This window comes from Novosphingobium sp. PP1Y (assembly GCF_000253255.1).
Taxonomy (GTDB): Bacteria; Pseudomonadota; Alphaproteobacteria; order Sphingomonadales; family Sphingomonadaceae; genus Novosphingobium.
Map to the genome: position 1 here is coordinate 1,800,748 of NC_015580.1, position 15,740 is coordinate 1,816,487.

16 protein-coding genes are annotated in these 15,740 nt (G+C 64.8%); 13 read left to right on the forward strand and 3 right to left on the reverse strand.

Annotated elements, in window-relative coordinates; all coding sequences use genetic code 11:
* The first annotated feature begins 78 nt into the window (after positions 1-78).
* The 12 genes from PP1Y_RS14660 to PP1Y_RS14720 all read left to right on the forward strand — a co-directional run bounded on the left by PP1Y_RS14660 (position 79) and on the right by PP1Y_RS14720 (position 11,492).
* Positions 79-1,302 carry a hypothetical protein gene (locus tag PP1Y_RS14660; protein WP_041558880.1) on the forward strand — a complete coding sequence of 408 codons (1,224 nt, stop codon included), beginning with the start codon at positions 79-81 and terminating at the stop codon, positions 1,300-1,302.
* Between the two features lie 137 nt (positions 1,303-1,439).
* On the forward strand, positions 1,440-1,919 hold the full coding sequence (gene rplO / locus PP1Y_RS14665; protein WP_013832940.1) for a 50S ribosomal protein L15: 480 nt from the start codon (positions 1,440-1,442) through the stop codon (positions 1,917-1,919).
* Between the two features lie 210 nt (positions 1,920-2,129).
* Positions 2,130-3,497 carry a preprotein translocase subunit SecY gene (secY, locus tag PP1Y_RS14670; RefSeq protein WP_007011850.1) on the forward strand — a complete coding sequence of 456 codons (1,368 nt, stop codon included), beginning with the start codon at positions 2,130-2,132 and terminating at the stop codon, positions 3,495-3,497.
* A gap of 36 nt (positions 3,498-3,533) precedes the next feature.
* Positions 3,534-4,181, forward strand: a complete 648-nt coding sequence (locus PP1Y_RS14675) for an adenylate kinase (protein ID WP_013832941.1) — start codon at positions 3,534-3,536, stop codon at positions 4,179-4,181.
* A gap of 110 nt (positions 4,182-4,291) precedes the next feature.
* The gene (locus PP1Y_RS14680; protein ID WP_013832942.1) at positions 4,292-4,951 is read left to right on the forward strand and encodes an SRPBCC domain-containing protein; all 660 of its coding nucleotides are present in this window, start codon (positions 4,292-4,294) and stop codon (positions 4,949-4,951) included.
* A 314-nt stretch (positions 4,952-5,265) separates the two neighbouring features.
* Complete coding sequence (gene rpsM, locus PP1Y_RS14690) at positions 5,266-5,634, forward strand: 30S ribosomal protein S13 (RefSeq protein ID WP_007011847.1); 369 nt, start codon at positions 5,266-5,268, stop codon at positions 5,632-5,634.
* A 60-nt stretch (positions 5,635-5,694) separates the two neighbouring features.
* Positions 5,695-6,084, forward strand: coding sequence for a 30S ribosomal protein S11 (rpsK, locus tag PP1Y_RS14695; RefSeq protein WP_007011846.1), 390 nt, complete (start codon positions 5,695-5,697; stop codon positions 6,082-6,084).
* 108 nt (positions 6,085-6,192) lie between these two features.
* Positions 6,193-7,251 (forward strand): DNA-directed RNA polymerase subunit alpha, encoded by a 1,059-nt coding sequence (locus tag PP1Y_RS14700; RefSeq protein ID WP_013832943.1) that lies wholly within the window; start codon positions 6,193-6,195, stop codon positions 7,249-7,251.
* A 114-nt stretch (positions 7,252-7,365) separates the two neighbouring features.
* A complete protein-coding gene (gene rplQ, locus PP1Y_RS14705) occupies positions 7,366-7,788 on the forward strand; it encodes a 50S ribosomal protein L17 (protein WP_013832944.1) in 423 nt (140 codons plus the stop codon).
* An 88-nt stretch (positions 7,789-7,876) separates the two neighbouring features.
* Complete coding sequence (locus PP1Y_RS14710) at positions 7,877-10,120, forward strand: prolyl oligopeptidase family protein (protein ID WP_232512691.1); 2,244 nt, start codon at positions 7,877-7,879, stop codon at positions 10,118-10,120.
* A 111-nt stretch (positions 10,121-10,231) separates the two neighbouring features.
* Positions 10,232-10,813, forward strand: a complete 582-nt coding sequence (locus PP1Y_RS14715; RefSeq protein ID WP_007011841.1) for a hypothetical protein — start codon at positions 10,232-10,234, stop codon at positions 10,811-10,813.
* Positions 10,814-10,937: 124 nt separating this feature from the next.
* Entirely contained in the window at positions 10,938-11,492 is a 555-nt protein-coding gene (locus PP1Y_RS14720; RefSeq protein WP_232512693.1) for a hypothetical protein, read from the forward strand.
* A gap of 66 nt (positions 11,493-11,558) precedes the next feature.
* Here PP1Y_RS14720 and PP1Y_RS14725 read toward each other — a convergent pair whose 3' ends face one another.
* Complete coding sequence (locus PP1Y_RS14725) at positions 11,559-12,209, reverse strand: trimeric intracellular cation channel family protein (protein ID WP_051010040.1); 651 nt, start codon at positions 12,207-12,209, stop codon at positions 11,559-11,561.
* Between the two features lie 172 nt (positions 12,210-12,381).
* On the opposite strand from PP1Y_RS14725, the gene PP1Y_RS14730 reads away from it, so the two are divergent.
* Complete coding sequence (locus PP1Y_RS14730; protein WP_232512695.1) at positions 12,382-14,079, forward strand: hypothetical protein; 1,698 nt, start codon at positions 12,382-12,384, stop codon at positions 14,077-14,079.
* A gap of 112 nt (positions 14,080-14,191) precedes the next feature.
* Here PP1Y_RS14730 and PP1Y_RS14735 read toward each other — a convergent pair whose 3' ends face one another.
* Entirely contained in the window at positions 14,192-15,154 is a 963-nt protein-coding gene (locus PP1Y_RS14735; protein ID WP_013832950.1) for a zinc-binding alcohol dehydrogenase family protein, read from the reverse strand.
* A gap of 132 nt (positions 15,155-15,286) precedes the next feature.
* A complete protein-coding gene (locus PP1Y_RS14740; RefSeq protein ID WP_013832951.1) occupies positions 15,287-15,712 on the reverse strand; it encodes a VOC family protein in 426 nt (141 codons plus the stop codon).
* Between the last annotated feature and the right edge of the window lie 28 nt (positions 15,713-15,740).

Sequence of the window (15,740 nt, forward strand, 5' to 3'; positions counted from 1 at the left end):
CTCTGTCCGCCCGCTGTGCTAAGGGCGCTCGCAAGCCCCGGGCGCCGCACCGGGCCGGATCTCCAGACGAGGAATACCTTGGCCAGTCGTTCTCTTGCCGTTTCGCTTCTCTGCCTGACGCTGCTTAGCACGGCCGCCTGCGATACGCGCCCGGTCAGCGAAGAGAACCGCGACGCCAATGCGCTGGAAGTGATCGGCAGCGAGAGCGCCTGCATCGACGAACTGTCTGATCCCGAACTGCTGCGCATGCAGCGCAAGGTGGACGATGCCCTGCGCAAGGCGCTGCTGGAGGGCAAGTCGCTCGATCCGGCCGCTCAGGCAGCCGATGCTCTGGATCGCGGCGATTTCCGCCTGGCCGGGGCGCTCACCGCGAAAGGCGTCTCCACTTCGGTCTATGGCGCGCAGTGCCGGATCATGGGCGGGTTGAGCGCGCGCGCGATCCGCGCCGTGTCGTTCATCGACGGGGTTCCCGCCGACCAGCCAAAGATCGACTACCTGACCCGCGCCGAGACGTTCGCGCGGGCCTACAACGCGGCGATCCTGGCTGACGAGCGCTACCCTTATGGGGACATCTGCCGCAAGTTCGACGGCAAGGTCGAACTCGGCGAGGACGGTACGTTGCAGGTACAGGGCGCCGGGCCATCCGATCACGCATTCGGTTTCGCCGATCTCGGACCGGTGCGCTCTGCGCCGACCCTTGCCGAACTGGCACGGCGCGGTTCGGTCAGCCGCCTCGACGGCCTGCTGCGGTCCGGTCAGTACGACGTGAACACGCCGGACCTGTTCGGCATGACGCCGCTCGCCTGGGCGATAGCCTATCGCCGCCGCGGCGCTTCCGACCTGCTGCTGCGGGCCGAATCGAGCCCGGGCGGATCGCGCTGCCAGACGATCTACGACCGCCGCTCGCCGATGCAGGTGGCGCGCGTGCAGCAATGGGTGGGCATGCTGCGCCGCATGCAGCCGCTGGTGACCGAGGACGATTTCAACGCGCTGCAGGAACTGCCGCGTCTCTCCGATGGCGATATCGACCGGTTCAACCACGGGCTGACGCAGCTCAACGACAGTTTCGCCGAGCAGTTCAGCAAGAACCGGTATCTGACCAAGCACCGGATCTATTTCACGGTGAACAGCGATGGCGAATCGACCGGCTGCCGCATCGAGCCTTCGACCGACTATCCCGACTACGACGAGAAGATCTGCGCGCTGGGCCTCGATGTCCTGCACTGGAAGCCGGCGCGCGGCGTCTTCGGCAACGTGATCGATGGCGAGGCTTCGCTGATCGTCGGGGTGCGCTCGCGCTAGGGGCGTTGCCCGGGCCCAGGCGTCTGGGGCCCGGTGAAAGGGGCGCGCGGGCGAAAGGGGGGTGACATTCGCCGCCCGATCCCCTAAGGGGCCGCCTTCCTATCAAGCGCGACCTAAAGCGAAAGCGAGTGCAGACTATGAAACTGAATGATATCCGCGACAACTCGGGTGCCCGTCATCGCCGTATGCGTATCGGCCGTGGCATCGGCTCGGGCAAGGGCAAGACCGGTGGCCGTGGCCAGAAGGGTGCGAAGGCACGTTCGGGCGTTTCGATCAACGGCTTCGAGGGCGGCCAGATGCCGCTCCACATGCGTCTTCCGAAGCGCGGCTTCTCGAACAAGAAGTTCGCCAAGGACTTTGCGGAAGTGAACCTGGGCATGGTCCAGAAGGCGATCGACGCCGGCAAGCTCGACATTTCGGGCACCGTCGATCACGCCGCCCTGAAGACCGCTGGCCTGGCCCGCGGTGGCAAGGACGGCGTCCGCCTGCTCGGCAAGGGTGAGCTGACTGCCAAGGTCGAGTTCAACGTCGCCGGTGCCTCGAAGGGCGCCGTTGCCGCGGTCGAAAAGGCCGGTGGTTCGGTGGTGCTTCCCGCCAAGGAAGCAGCCGAAGCCTGAGGCAAGGCGGTAAAGTGATCTGATGATCCGGAGAGGGCGGGCGCCAGGCGCTTCGCCCTCTCATGCTGTTCAGTCCACGGTTTTTCGAGACAGGGGTTTTCGCTCCCGCCTCGAGAACTATATGACGAGTTCCTGTCCCGGGGTTCGACAAGCCGGCATGCAGCCGCTAAGGGCGACTCCGATAAGATTCTTCGAGGCATCCCTAACGTCATGGCATCTCGCGCCGACAACATCGCAAGTTCGCTCAGTCTTGCCAATTTCTCCAAGGCAACCGAACTCAAGAACCGCATCTGGTTCACGATCGGTGCGCTGATCGTCTTCCGCTTCCTGAGCTTCGTGCCGCTGCCGGGTGTGAACCCGCTGATTCTCGAATCGCTCTACAGCCAGACGCAGGGCGGCATTCTCGACCTGTTCAACACTTTCTCGGGCGGTTCGCTCTCGCGCATGAGCCTGATCGCGCTCGGCGTGATGCCTTACATCACCGCCTCGATCGTGGTGCAGCTGGCCGCTTCGCTCCATCCGGCGCTGATCGCGCTGAAGAAGGAAGGCGAGGCCGGCCGCAAGAAGCTGAACCAGTACACCCGCTTCGGCACCGTCGGCCTGTGCGCGATCCAGGGCTACTTCCTGGCTGTCAGCCTCGAGGCCTACGGCGCGTCGAGCGGCCTGCAAGCGGTCGTCGATCCGGGCTTCATGTTCCGCATCGGCGCGGTCATCTCGCTGGTGGGCGGCACGATGTTCCTGCTGTGGCTGGGTGAGCAGATCACTTCGCGCGGCATCGGCAACGGCGTATCGCTGATCATCATGGCCGGCATTGTCGCGCAGATGCCGACTTTCGCCAGCAACCTGGGTCAGGCCTACAGTGCGGGCGACACCGGTTCGTTCCTGATCATGGCGCTGATCGTCCTCATCATCGCGATGATCCTGATGATCTGTTTCATGGAGCGCGCACAGCGCCGCCTGCTGATCCAGTATCCCAAGCGCGCCACGCAGCGCGGCATGATGCAGGCCGACCGCAGTCACCTGCCGCTCAAGATCAACACCGCGGGCGTGATCCCGCCGATCTTCGCCAGCTCGCTGCTGCTGCTGCCGCTCACGATCACCCAGTTCGCCGGCAATTCGCTTTCGCCGGAATCGACGATGGGCCAGATCGTGGTGACGCTGAACCAGTACCTGGGCCACGGCAAGCCGCTCTACATGCTGCTCTACGCAGCCGGCATCGTGTTCTTCTCGTTCTTCTACACCGCCGTCGTCTTCAATCCGGAAGAGACTGCCGAGAACCTGAAGAAGAATGGCGGCTTCATCCCGGGCATCCGTCCGGGCAAGAATACCGCGACCTATCTCGACTACGTGCTGACCCGCGTAACGGTGATCGGTGCGATCTACCTGACCATCGTCTGCACGGTACCTGAGTACTTCCTGTCGATGACCGGCTTGCCGCTGCTCTTCATGGGTGGCACGAGTCTGCTGATCGTCGTCAACGTGACGGTCGATACGATCACCCAGATCCAGTCTCACCTGCTGGCGCACCAGTACGGCGACCTGATCAAGAAGGCGAAACTGAAAGGCCGCATCCGCTAAGGGGCGAGCGCCGGACATATAACTGAGGGGTAAGGCGTGAATATCATTCTGCTGGGTCCGCCGGGAGCGGGTAAGGGCACCCAGGCACAGCGTCTCGTCGAGCGGCACGGCATGCGCCAGCTTTCGACCGGTGACATGTTGCGTGCGGCAGTGAAGGCGGAAACGCCGACCGGGCTCGAGGCCAAGGCCGTCATGGAACGAGGCGAGCTGGTTTCAGACGAAATCGTGTCGGCGCTGATCGGTGACGAACTCGACGCGATGGGCCCCGATGCGGGCGCCATCTTCGACGGCTATCCGCGCACCGCGGCGCAGGCCGAATCGCTCGATGCGATCCTGGCGCAGCGCGGTCGCAAGCTCGACCATGTGATCGAGCTGGTGGTGGATGAGGACGCACTGGTCGAACGCATCACCGGTCGCTTCACCTGCGCCACCTGCGGCAAGGGCTACCACGACAAGTTCGAGCAGCCCAAGGTTCCGGGAACCTGCGACAAGTGCGGCGGAACCGAGTTCAAGCGCCGTCCCGACGACAATGCCGAGACCGTGCGCACGCGCATGGCCGAGTACCGGGCCAAGACCGCTCCGATCCTGCCGATCTACGAATCGCGCGGGATCGTTGCGAAGATCGACGGCATGGCGGACATGGACGACGTGACCGCAGCGATCGAGGCCGTCCTCGGTTCCTGATCGTGCCTGACGGGTGAAGGGCAGGGGCCTTGCGGCTCCGCCTCTCACCCGGGGCCGCCTCCGCCGCCTGTGCGGAGAAAGGCCGGAAACCTTCCAGGAGAACCGCTCCGATGAAATCCGCTGCATTCGCTCTTGCCCTGGCTCTCTTCGGGAGCGCCGTACCGGCTTGGGCGAAAGTGGCGGAAGTGTCCGAACGCGGTTTCGTGGTGCGCCACCTCGTCGAGGTTTCGACCAGTCCGGCCAAGACCTGGGACATGATCCTCGATCCCGCCAAGTGGTGGGAATCCTCGCATACATGGTCGGGCGACGCGGCCAATCTTTCGATCGATGCGAAAGCGGGCGGGTGCTTCTGCGAAGTGCTGCGCAACCCCAAGTCGCCCAATGCCGCGCCGCGCGGCAGCGTCGAGCACATGCGGGTGGTCTACATTGAAAGCGACCATGCGCTGCGCATGGTCGGGGCGCTGGGACCATTGCAGGCCGATGCCGCCAACGGCACCCTGACGATCGAGATCAAGCCCGCCAAAGACGGCACGCAGATCTTGCTCGAGTATGTTGTAGGCGGTTTCCTGCGCACGCCGATGGACAAGCTCGCCCCGGCGGTGGACGGCATGCTCGGTGCGCAGCTGGCAAGCCTCGCCGGAAAGCTGGGGGGCGCGTTTTCGGCCGCTTTCCCGCTGCCCGAGGACAAGCCCGCCAAGGCGCCGGAGGCTGAACAGGCCGGTCCGCCAGAGCCGCCTGCTGCCACCGGCGACGAAATTATCGGTCGCTGATGGAGCGCGCGCGTTTTGACAAATTTTGACTGCGCGCCGTGGATACGGTAGTAAGTGAACACAGGTTGAGCGCTGGCCGCCATACAATGGCGGACACGGCACCGTTTATCGTCCGCTGGACGTTGACAGGTGCTGCGAATCGTTTTAAGCGCGCCCTTCACTCGAAAACCACGGTAGTCCGGATGGCTCACGCCGCGCGTGTCAAAGGCATCGTGTGGTACGCCTTCTGGGCTTTTGCCGTTTCCTCGGAATTCGGGTGGCAAGCGTTGAGATGGAGGGCGTCCAAGCGTCTTCTGTGGAGCATGGAGATTTAAGTGGCTCGTATTGCCGGGGTGAACATCCCCACCAACAAGCGCGTTATCATCGCGCTCACGTATATCCACGGTATCGGTCGTACCAAGGCCGTTGAGATCGCCGACAAGCTCGGCATCGATCACACCCGTCGTGTTCAGGACCTCTCGGACGCCGAAGTGCTCCAGATCCGTGAAACCATCGACGCCGACCACCTGGTCGAGGGTGACCTTCGTCGCGAAACCGCGATGAACATCAAGCGCCTCATGGACCTCGCCTGCTACCGCGGCCTGCGTCACCGTAAGGGTCTGCCCGTTCGCGGCCAGCGCACCCACACGAACGCCCGTACCCGCAAGGGTAAGGCCAAGCCGATCGCCGGCAAGAAGAAGTAAGCCTGACGGGCCGTTTCGGCCCTCGGTTTCCGCAGCGATTTATCGACAGGATACACGGACATGGCACGCGAACCCCAGCGCATTAAGCGCCGCGAACGCAAGAACATCACGAGCGGCATTGCGCACGTCAATGCGAGCTTCAACAACACCATGGTGACCATCACCGACGCCCAGGGCAACGCGATTTCGTGGTCCTCGGCCGGCATGATGGGCTTCAAGGGCAGCCGCAAGTCGACTCCCTACGCCGCCCAGGTCGCCGCCGACGACGCCGGCAAGAAGGCCGCCGAGCATGGCGTGCGCACCCTCGAGGTCGAGGTCAAGGGTCCGGGTTCGGGCCGCGAGAGCGCCCTGCGCGCCCTGCAGGCCGTCGGCTTCACGATTACCTCGATCCGCGACGTGACACCGATCCCGCACAACGGTGTCCGCCCCTCGAAGCGCCGCCGCGTCTGATCGAGTTATTCCGGGCAACGAACCGGTCGTTGCCCGGCCTTCGGATCGTCCCAGGCCTTTCCACCCGGCCTGAGGACGTAACCGCCATCGAAATCCCAGGGGAAGTCCATGACTGTCAACATCAAGAACTGGCAGGAACTCAAGAAGCCGAACAGCCTTGAGATCAAGCCGGGACCAGACCCCAAGCTGAAGGCGACTTTCGTCGCCGAACCTCTCGAGCGCGGCTTCGGCCTGACGCTCGGCAATGCGCTGCGTCGCGTACTGCTCTCCTCGCTTCAGGGCGCGGCGATCACCTCGATCAAGATCGAGAACGTGCTGCACGAGTTCTCTTCGCTTGCCGGTGTGCATGAAGACGTCACGGACATCGTCCTGAACGTCAAGCAGATCGCGCTCAAGATGCAGGGCGAAGGCCCGAAGCGTCTGCAGCTTTCGGCAACCGGTCCGGCCGAGGTCAAGGCTGGCGACATCGCCGTCACGGGTGACATCGAGGTCATGAACAAGGACCTCGTGATCTGCCACCTCGACGAAGGTGCGACGCTGAACATGGAACTGACTGCCGACACCGGCAAGGGCTACGTCCCCGCCGTCGGCAACCGTCCCGTCGATGCGCCGATCGGCCTGATCCCGGTCGACTCGCTCTACTCGCCGGTCCGCCAGGTCAGCTACAAGGTCGAGAACGCCCGTATCGGCCAGGAGCTGGACTTCGACAAGCTGAGCCTGAGCGTCGAGACCGACGGCACGGTGACCCCGGAAGATGCCGTGGCCTATTCGGCGCGCATCCTTCAGGACCAGCTGGCCCTGTTCGTCCACTTCGAGGACATCGCCCCGGTCGGCGCTCCGCAGATGATCGGCATGGCCGCTGCGCAGCCCGAGGAAAGCGACACCAACCAGCTCAACCGTTACCTCCTCAAGAAGGTCGACGAGCTTGAACTGTCGGTGCGTTCGGCGAACTGCCTCAAGAACGACAACATCATCTACATCGGCGATCTCGTGCAGAAGACCGAGGCCGAGATGCTCCGTACGCCGAACTTCGGCCGCAAGTCGCTCAACGAGATCAAGGAAGTCCTTTCCTCGATGGGCCTGCGCCTCGGCATGGACATCCCGGGCTGGCCGCCCGAGAACATCGAAGAGATGGCCAAGAAGCTCGAACAGGAGCTCCTTGGATAAGGAACCAGTCGACCCGGCGCGAGCCGGGTCGATGCTTTGGGCGAAAGGTGGCGGCCCTGACGGCCACCTGGATCGGGCTACCTCGCACGGGCCCCCTACGAACGGAGAATGAACATGCGTCACAAGTACGGTCAGCGTAAGCTGCAGCGCACCTCGGGCCACCGCGCCGCCCTTCTGCGCAACATGGCTGCCGCGCTCATCAAGCACGAGCAGATCCAGACCACCACGCCCAAGGCGAAGGAACTGCGTCCCTACATCGAGAAGCTCATCACGCTCGCAAAGCGCGGTGGCCTTTCGAACCGCCGTCTGGCCCACTCGCGCCTGATGGACGAGGCCCAGGAAAAGAAGCTCTTCGAAGTTCTGGCCGAGCGCTATGCCGGTCGCAGCGGTGGCTACACCCGCATCATCAAGGCCGGCATCCGCGCTTCGGACGCAGCCCCGATCGCGATCATCGAGCTGGTCGACCGTGACGTCGACGCCAAGGGCCAGGATTCGGGTCCGGTGATGAACGAAGCCGAGGAATACGCCGAGGCCTGAGCCCGGTCGCATTCATCGACAAGATTGCGTGAGCGGTCGCGAGTGCTAGACTCGCGGCCGCTCTTGCGTTTGGGATTGGGAGAGAACGATGCGGCGCCTCAAGGCAGTCGCACTGGGTTGGTTGCCCCCTGTGGCCGGGGCCCCGTCGCGGGCGCCGATCTTCTCGCTGGCGTTGACCCTGTCGCTGGCGCTGACCTTGTCGCTGGCGCTGGCGACGCCCATCTGTGCCGGGACCATGGCTGACCAGACCTATCCGCAAACGCGCCGCGACGACATCGTCGAGACCCACTTTGGCGAGAAGATCGCCGATCCCTACCGCTGGCTGGAGGCGGACGTGCGCCAGTCGCCCGAGGTGGCCGAGTGGGTTGCGCGCGAGAATGCGGTGACCGAGGACTACCTCGCTGGCCTGCCGCAGCGCGCGCGCTTTGCCCAGCGCATCCGCGAGATCATGAACTACGAGCGCTACGGCCTGCCCGACAAGGCGGGGCAGCGCTATTTCTATACCCGCAATTCCGGCCTGCAGCCGCAGTCGCAGCTGTTCGTGCGCAAGGGGCTGCACGGCAAGCCGAAGCTCCTGCTCGATCCCAATACCTGGGCTAGCGACGGCGCGACCGCGCTGGACGCCTGGGAACCCTCCGAGAAGGGGCACTTCCTGCTCTACAGCGTACAGGACGGCGGCAGCGACTGGCGCATCCTGCGCGTACTCGACGTGCGCAGCGGAGAGCCGCTGGAAGACGCAGTGCGCTGGGCCAAGTTCACCGGCCTGTCCTGGGTCGGCGAGGAAGGCTTCCTCTATTCGCGCTTTCCCGCGCCGGAGGAAGGGACGGCGTTCCAGGGGCTGAACTACAACCACACGGTCTATTTCCACCGCCTGGGCACACCGCAGTCGCAAGACGAGGTGGTCTTCGCGACGCCCGATCATCCCGAGTACAATCACTTCGCGCGGGTGACGCAGGACGGCAGGCTGGCGGTCATCACCACGTCCGTGGGCACCGATGCGCGGTACGAGGTCTCCGTGATCGATCTCGACAAGCGCGCAGAGCAGGGCTGGAAGGCGCGCAAGATCGTCTCCGGGTTCACCGACGACTGGCGCTTCGTCGAAGGCTCCGGAGAGCACTTGTGGTACGTCACCAACAAGGATGCGCCGCGCTACCGCCTGGTCGGCATCGACTTGTCCAAGGACAATCCGGAATGGACCGAACTCGTCGGCGAGCGCACGGACATCCTCGAGCGCGCGGGCATCGTCGGCGATCAGCTCGTGCTCAACTACATGCGCGATGCCGCCAGTCATGCCGAGATCATCGGACTCGATGGCAGGCCGGGGCGCACGATCACGCTGAACGGTATCGGCACAGCCTCGGGCTTTCGCGGCCGTCCAGGTGATCCCGAGACCTTCTACGCCTTTTCGAGTTTCAACTGTCCCGCCGCGATCTACCGCATGAACATCGCTTCGGGCGAGACCGAACCCTTTGCCGAGCCCAAGCTGTGCTTCGATCCGCAGGACTATTCGGTCGAGCAGCGCTTCTTCAGGTCGAAGGACGGCACCCGCGTGCCGATGTTCGTCGTGCGCGGCAAGACGGTGGCGCGGATGAACCGGCCGGTGCCGACACTGCTTTACGGCTACGGCGGTTTCGACGTCTCGCTGACTCCGGGCTTCTCCGCGGTGCGCCTTGCCTGGCTGGAGGCGGGCGGTGCCTTTGCCCTGGCGAACCTGCGCGGCGGCGGCGAATACGGGCGGGAGTGGCACGATGCGGGGCGCCGCGCGAACAAGCAGAACGTGTTCGACGACTTCATCGCCGCCAGCGAGTACCTGATCGACGAGGGCATCGCGAAGAAGGACGGCCTTGCCATCCAGGGCGGGTCCAACGGCGGACTTCTGGTCGGCGCGGTGGTCAACCAGCGGCCCGATCTCTACGCGGCCGCAGTGGCGCAAGTGGGCGTGATGGACATGCTGCGCTTCGATCGTTTCACGGCCGGGCGGTACTGGGTGGACGATTACGGCTATCCCGACAAGGAGGCCGACTTTCGCATCCTGCGATCCTATTCGCCTTATCACAACATTCGCGGCGGGGTGGACTACCCCGCGATTCTGGTGACTACGGCGGACACCGACGACCGCGTCGTGCCCGGGCACTCGTTCAAGTACACTGCGGCGCTGCAGGCGGCCGATATCGGCGACAGGCCGCACCTGATCCGGATCGAGACGCGGGCCGGGCACGGTTCGGGCAAGCCCACCGACAAGGCGATCGAGGAAGGCGCGGACATCCTCGCCTTCATTGCGCGCTGGACCGGGCTGAAGATTTCGCAAGGCGGCCAGCGTTCAGAAAAATAACCACTTAGCTGAACAATGGCTGTAGCCGGGGTTCAGCGTCACCTCATGGCCCGATTGCTAGGACCTTCTCATGCCCGGACATGGCGTCCGGATGAGAAAGGAAACGAAGCCATGGAAAAGTTCACCAGGAATGTGGTCGGCACCGTGGCCGCCGGTGCCATGGCGGTTGCGACGGCCAGCCCGGCATTGGCCCGGGACCACAGCGGCGGGATCGGCACCGGGGACGTGATTGCCGGTGCCCTCGTCATCGGCGGGATCGCTGCGGTTGCCGCGGCCGCCAGCAGCGGCAACGACCGCTACGACTATCGCTACGACCGCGATCGCCGCGGGCGCTACGACTATGGCCGGGCCGGATATGGCCGGGGCATGAGCGCGCGCGATGCCGTGCAGCAATGCGTGCGCACGGCCGAGCGGGCGGCCAGCCGCTACAGCTATGGCGGCAGGGCCAAGGTAACCGACGTGCGCAAGGTCGATCGCAAGAGCTACGGCTACAAGGTCAAGGGCCGTATCGCGGTGAACGCCATGGGCCGTCACTGGCGCTCGGGCGACCATGACTATGGCCGGGGCTGGAACCGCGATTACCGGGGTTGGAACAGCTCGCTGCGCGGCTACGATTCCGGTTCGTTCGAGTGCAAGGTCGATTATCGCGGCGGGATCCGCGACCTCGACTTCAAGGGCATTCGCGGCCTGTAACATTTGCGACGAGCCGAATGGCTGAGAGGATGGGCGGTTCATGCCGAAGAAAGCATGGGCCGCCTATTTCATGTCGATGATGGGCGGCGCGGATCGTGCACGCCGGATGTGGGACTGACCTGCAATGCAGACCTTCCGTTCACGCATAGCTGTCTCGCTTGCCGCCGCTGCGGCCTTGTCCATGACCGCGACGCCGGTTTTCGCCCGCGGCTACGGCGACTGGCGGGGCTATCGCCATCACCACCATGACCGCGGCCTCGATGGCGGTGACGTTCTGGCCGGCCTGCTGATCGTCGGCGGGATCGCAGCCATCGCCAGCGCTGCCAGCAAGTCCGCGAGGGACAAGCAGGTCGAGGAACCCTCCCGCTACCCCGGCGGGCCGGACTACGATGCGCCCGAGGATCGCGGTTACGGTGACGTCCCGCGCGAGGAACGGGGCAATCCGCGTGACTATCCCGAGGGCGCCCGTTCGAACGAGAGCTTCGACGACATGGTGGCAAGCTGCGCCGACGAGATCGAACGCGGCGAACGTCGCATCGATACCGTCGACACTGTCGCGCGCATGGGTGAACGCTACAGCGTCGAAGGCCGGCTTGAGGATGGCCGCGAGTTTGCCTGCAGCATCGACCGCGAGGGGCGCGTGCGCTCGGTGGCGGTCGACGGCCATGCCCTGATCTGATCTCCCGTCCAGTCACGCCAGGGTCGACGCTTCTCGAGACTGGCGACGGGCGAGGCGGCCGGCGCCTCAGTCCTCCGGCGCGCCGGCATGGCCGGGCAGGGCGATGGACCAGTGGATCGCCGCACCGCGCATGGTGAAGCCGGCAAACACCGCGATCGCCCAGGTCAATTGCGCCGACAGCCCAAGCGCGATGCCGAGACCGGCCAGAGCGGCGGAAAGCGCTGCAGCGGTGACGTAGAGTTCCGGGCGCATCAGGATCGAGGGCTGGCCGGCAAGGACATCGCGCACGATGCCGCCGGCGCAGCCGGTGATGACGCCCATCATGATCGCAGCGACCGTGGGCACGCCCCAGGCCAGCGCCTTGATCGTGCCGAACACTGCATAAGTCGCCAGCCCCAGCGCATCGGCCCATTCGAGCAGCTTGCCTTCCCACCAGCGCACCGGCGTAAACCAGGCGATCAGGGCGACGGCGAAGCAGACGGGCGCGACGAGCGGGTCCTGAATCCAGAATACCGGGGCGCCGATCAGCAGGTCGCGCACCGAACCGCCGCCGACGCCGGTGACGAGCGCGAAGAAGGCCACGGTCACGAATGTCTGGCGCAGGCGCGCGGCCACCAGTGCGCCGGTTAGCGCGAAGACGGCAATGCCCAGCAGGTCCAGCATCGGCGGCAGGGCGGGCACGGGCGGCGGCGTTATCGCGGAAAGCATCGGCATCATGCCTGTCCCTTAGCACCATCCACAGCACAGGGCAGGGGCCTTGCGTCGCCATGGCAGGGCGCTAAGTCTCGAGACAGGTCACACACAATCAACGGACATTCCCCCCATGCCCGCAACGAATAACAAGCCCGCAACGAACAGAACGCCCGCAACGGAAAAGACGTCCGCGTCCATGCTGATGCGCTTCTCGCTCCTTCCCCTCCTGCTTGCCGGCGGTGCGTGCACGCAGGCCCCCGGCGAAGTCGCTTCGGTGCCGCCGGCCGATGTCCGTCCGATCCCGGCCGAGGCGGATGGCGACTACAACTTGCCGGCGCAGAAGGAGAAGCTGGCGACGATCCGGATGGACGTCGAGACCGGCTTCCTCAACCAGGAGCAGCGCGACGTCGTCAACCTGCTGATCAAGGCATCGGACCTGATGAGCGAGATCTACCTGCGCCAGCGCTATGCCGAAAACCCGCAGGTGCGCCGCGCGGTCTCGATGAACCGCCGGTCCGACCGCGACCTGCTGGTCGAGATGTTCGACCGCAACTTCGGCCCCTGGGACGAACTGGCCGAGCTTCATCCCTTCTGGGGTTCGACCCCGATGCCCGAAGGTGCAGGCTTCTATCCCGAGGATCTGACGCGCGAGGCGCTGGAAGCCTATATCGCGGCCCACCCGGACCAGAAGGAGGCACTGCTCAGCCCCTATACGGTGGTGAAGCGCGAGGGCGACAGGCTGGTCGCGGTGCCGTACTCGGTGGAGTACAGGCAGTGGCTGGAACCTGCCGCGCAGTTGCTGGAGCAGGCTGCCGCGCGAACCGGCAACGCCAGCCTGAAGAAGTTCCTGTCCCTGCGCGCCAGGGCCTTCCGCACCGACGACTATTTCGAGAGCGAGCTGGCCTGGATGGACCTGACCGGCACGCCCATCGAAGTCGCGATCGGGCCATACGAAGTCTATACCGACCGCCTGATGGGCGCGAAGACCGCCTTCGAGAGCTTCGTGACGCTCAAGGACCCGCAGGAGTCCGCAGCGCTTGCCAAGTACAAGAACTATCTCAAGGACATGGAAGCCAATCTTCCCATCGAGGATCGCTACAAGAACTTCCAGCGCGGCTTCGCCAGCCCGATTGCGGTGGCCGAGCAGGTCCACGGCGGGGGCGACAACGTGCCCGGCGTCCAGACCATTGCCTTCAACCTGCCCAACGACGAGCGCGTGCGCGAGGCGAAGGGCGCGAAGAAGGTGATCCTGTCCAATGTGCTGGGCGCCAAGTTCGAACGCATCCTCAAGCCGATGGGCTCACTGGTGCTGGAACCCGATCAGGCCGCGCTCGTCGACAAGAAGTACATGCAGTTCGAGACGCTGTTCCATGAACTCTCGCACAGCCTCGGGCCGGGCACGATCGTCGTGAACGGCGAGACGACGACGGTCGACAAGATGCTCAAGGAACAGGGCTCGGCGCTCGAAGAGGCCAAGGCCGACGTCGCGGGGGTCTGGAACATCCTGCTGATGATGCGCAAGGGAGAGATCCCGGCGGCGGAGAAGCCGCAGCTCTTCGCCACCTACTTCACCGGCATCTTCCGCGCCGTGCGTTTCGGCGCGGTGGAGGCGCACGGCAAGGGCGCGGCGCTGCAATACGCCTACCTGCTGGACAAGGGCGCGTTTCGCTGGGACGAGGCCGCAGGCCGCTACGTCATCGATAACACCCGGATGGAAGCGGGCGTTCGCGATCTGCTGCATGACATTCTGATGCTGCAGGCCCATGGCGATTACGCGGGCACCAAGGCCTTCATGGACAAGTGGGCGAAGCTCGACGCCCATGCCGAAGCCGCCATCGCCTCGATGGGCTCACTGCCGGTCGACATTAGGCCGATCTATCCCGACGCGATCTGATCGCAGATTCGGCATGTCATTTCCCCGTCATCCCTGCGCAAGCGGGACCCGGGATCGGTTCCGGGGTGACGGGGGATAATGCCGGTGTTGGATAAAGGCCGTCCACAGCCCCTCAGGGACGCATGACCACGCGTCCGAAGGGATGGCCTTCCATGACGAAGCGGTGGGCTTCCTCGGCCTCGCACAGGGCGAATTCGTGCTCGATCGGCATCTCGATCTCGCCCCGCGCGGCGCTTTCGAGCAATTCGGATACGACGGCATGGCCGCGCGGCGTGTGCATGGCATGGGCGATGGTGATGCCGCCCACGACAAGGCCGTGCATGATCGTTTCCAGATAGCCGAACTGCGGCAGCCGGGTGTTGGCGACACCGGCAATGGCGTAGCGGCCCCCGACACGCATGGACTGGACGACGGAATCCTTCTCCATTCCGGTGCCGGAGTCGATCACGAGGTCGAAGCCCTTGCCGAACGTGATCTCGCGGAAGCGTTTGACCCGGTCGGGATCGCGATAGTCGATGGCATGGTCCAGTCCGAGGGGGGCGATGCGCGACAGGCGATCGTCGCCAAGGGCAGTGCCGGTGATCTTGGCGCCCGCGGCCTTGGCAAGCTGGACCGCGGCGATCCCGACGCCAAGGGTCGCGCCATGGACCAGCACGTCCATGCCCGGCCGAACCTGTCCGAAGGCATGAAGGCAATCGTGCGCAGTGCCGAAGGTGAGGGGGACGACGGCGGCCAGGGCGAGGTCCATGCCCTCGGGGACGTGCCAGACGCTGCCCTGCGGCGCGGCGAAAAGTTCGGCATGGCTGCCGCCGAAATGGAAGCCGACGACGCGGTCGCCGATGCGAAAGCCGCTCACGGCGCTGCCCAGTGCCTCGACAGTGCCAGCCGCCTGGCAGCCGGCGATATGCTGCTCTTCCTCGAAAGGGATCAGGTGACGGCACACCATGTCCATTCCCTCTACGGAAATGAACTCGACACGGATCAGCACGGCGTCCTCGGCCAGCTGCGGATCAGGCACCGATCCGTAACGCAGGACCTCCGGTCCGCCGTTCTCCTGATAGTAGGCCGCCTTCACCCCAATCCCTTTGCAATGCTTTGCATCACGTTAAATAGGAACTGGGTTATAATCAGTTCAAGCGGCATATCAGCAATTTAACTTAGCCGGGTTAGCAAATGTGTGGAAGATCCTGGGGGGAGCGCCGCCGGATCATGCGCGCGCGAAAAGCTGACCCAAATCCGCGAAGGCCTTCATTTCGATGGCATTTCCCGAAGGGTCGCGAAAGAACATCGTCGCCTGCTCTCCGGGTTGACCGGGAAAGCGCACGTGCGGGGGGATGACGAAGTCCATGCCGGCCGTCGTCAGCCGCTCTGCCAGCTCGCGCCATTGCTCCAGGGTGAGGACCACGCCGAAGTGCGGCACCGGCACGTCGTGCCCGTCTACCGGGTTTGCTCCGGCGTCGGGCGGAGCCATGCCGGGTAGGAGATGGGCCACGATCTGGTGTCCGAAGAAATCGAAGTCGATCCATCCGTCGCTGCTGCGCCCTTCCGGGCAGCCGATCAGTTCGCCCCAGAAAGTGCGCGCGGCTGCAAGGTCGTGGACGGGAAAGGCGAGATGGAACGGGCGCAGGGACATGGCATCAGAAATAGGAGCAATGCGGGGC

Coding starts and splice junctions, on each gene's coding strand:
- secY (WP_007011850.1), top strand. CDS start 2,130: ATGGCATCTCGCGCCGACAACATCGCAAGTTCGCTCAGTCTTGCCAAT.
- PP1Y_RS14725 (WP_051010040.1), bottom strand. CDS start 12,209: ATGATGCCGATGCTTTCCGCGATAACGCCGCCGCCCGTGCCCGCCCTG.
- PP1Y_RS14730 (WP_232512695.1), top strand. CDS start 12,382: ATGCTGATGCGCTTCTCGCTCCTTCCCCTCCTGCTTGCCGGCGGTGCG.
- PP1Y_RS14700 (WP_013832943.1), top strand. CDS start 6,193: ATGACTGTCAACATCAAGAACTGGCAGGAACTCAAGAAGCCGAACAGC.
- rplQ (WP_013832944.1), top strand. CDS start 7,366: ATGCGTCACAAGTACGGTCAGCGTAAGCTGCAGCGCACCTCGGGCCAC.
- PP1Y_RS14710 (WP_232512691.1), top strand. CDS start 7,877: ATGCGGCGCCTCAAGGCAGTCGCACTGGGTTGGTTGCCCCCTGTGGCC.
- PP1Y_RS14680 (WP_013832942.1), top strand. CDS start 4,292: ATGAAATCCGCTGCATTCGCTCTTGCCCTGGCTCTCTTCGGGAGCGCC.
- rpsK (WP_007011846.1), top strand. CDS start 5,695: ATGGCACGCGAACCCCAGCGCATTAAGCGCCGCGAACGCAAGAACATC.
- PP1Y_RS14720 (WP_232512693.1), top strand. CDS start 10,938: ATGCAGACCTTCCGTTCACGCATAGCTGTCTCGCTTGCCGCCGCTGCG.
- PP1Y_RS14740 (WP_013832951.1), bottom strand. CDS start 15,712: ATGTCCCTGCGCCCGTTCCATCTCGCCTTTCCCGTCCACGACCTTGCA.
- PP1Y_RS14715 (WP_007011841.1), top strand. CDS start 10,232: ATGGAAAAGTTCACCAGGAATGTGGTCGGCACCGTGGCCGCCGGTGCC.
- rplO (WP_013832940.1), top strand. CDS start 1,440: ATGAAACTGAATGATATCCGCGACAACTCGGGTGCCCGTCATCGCCGT.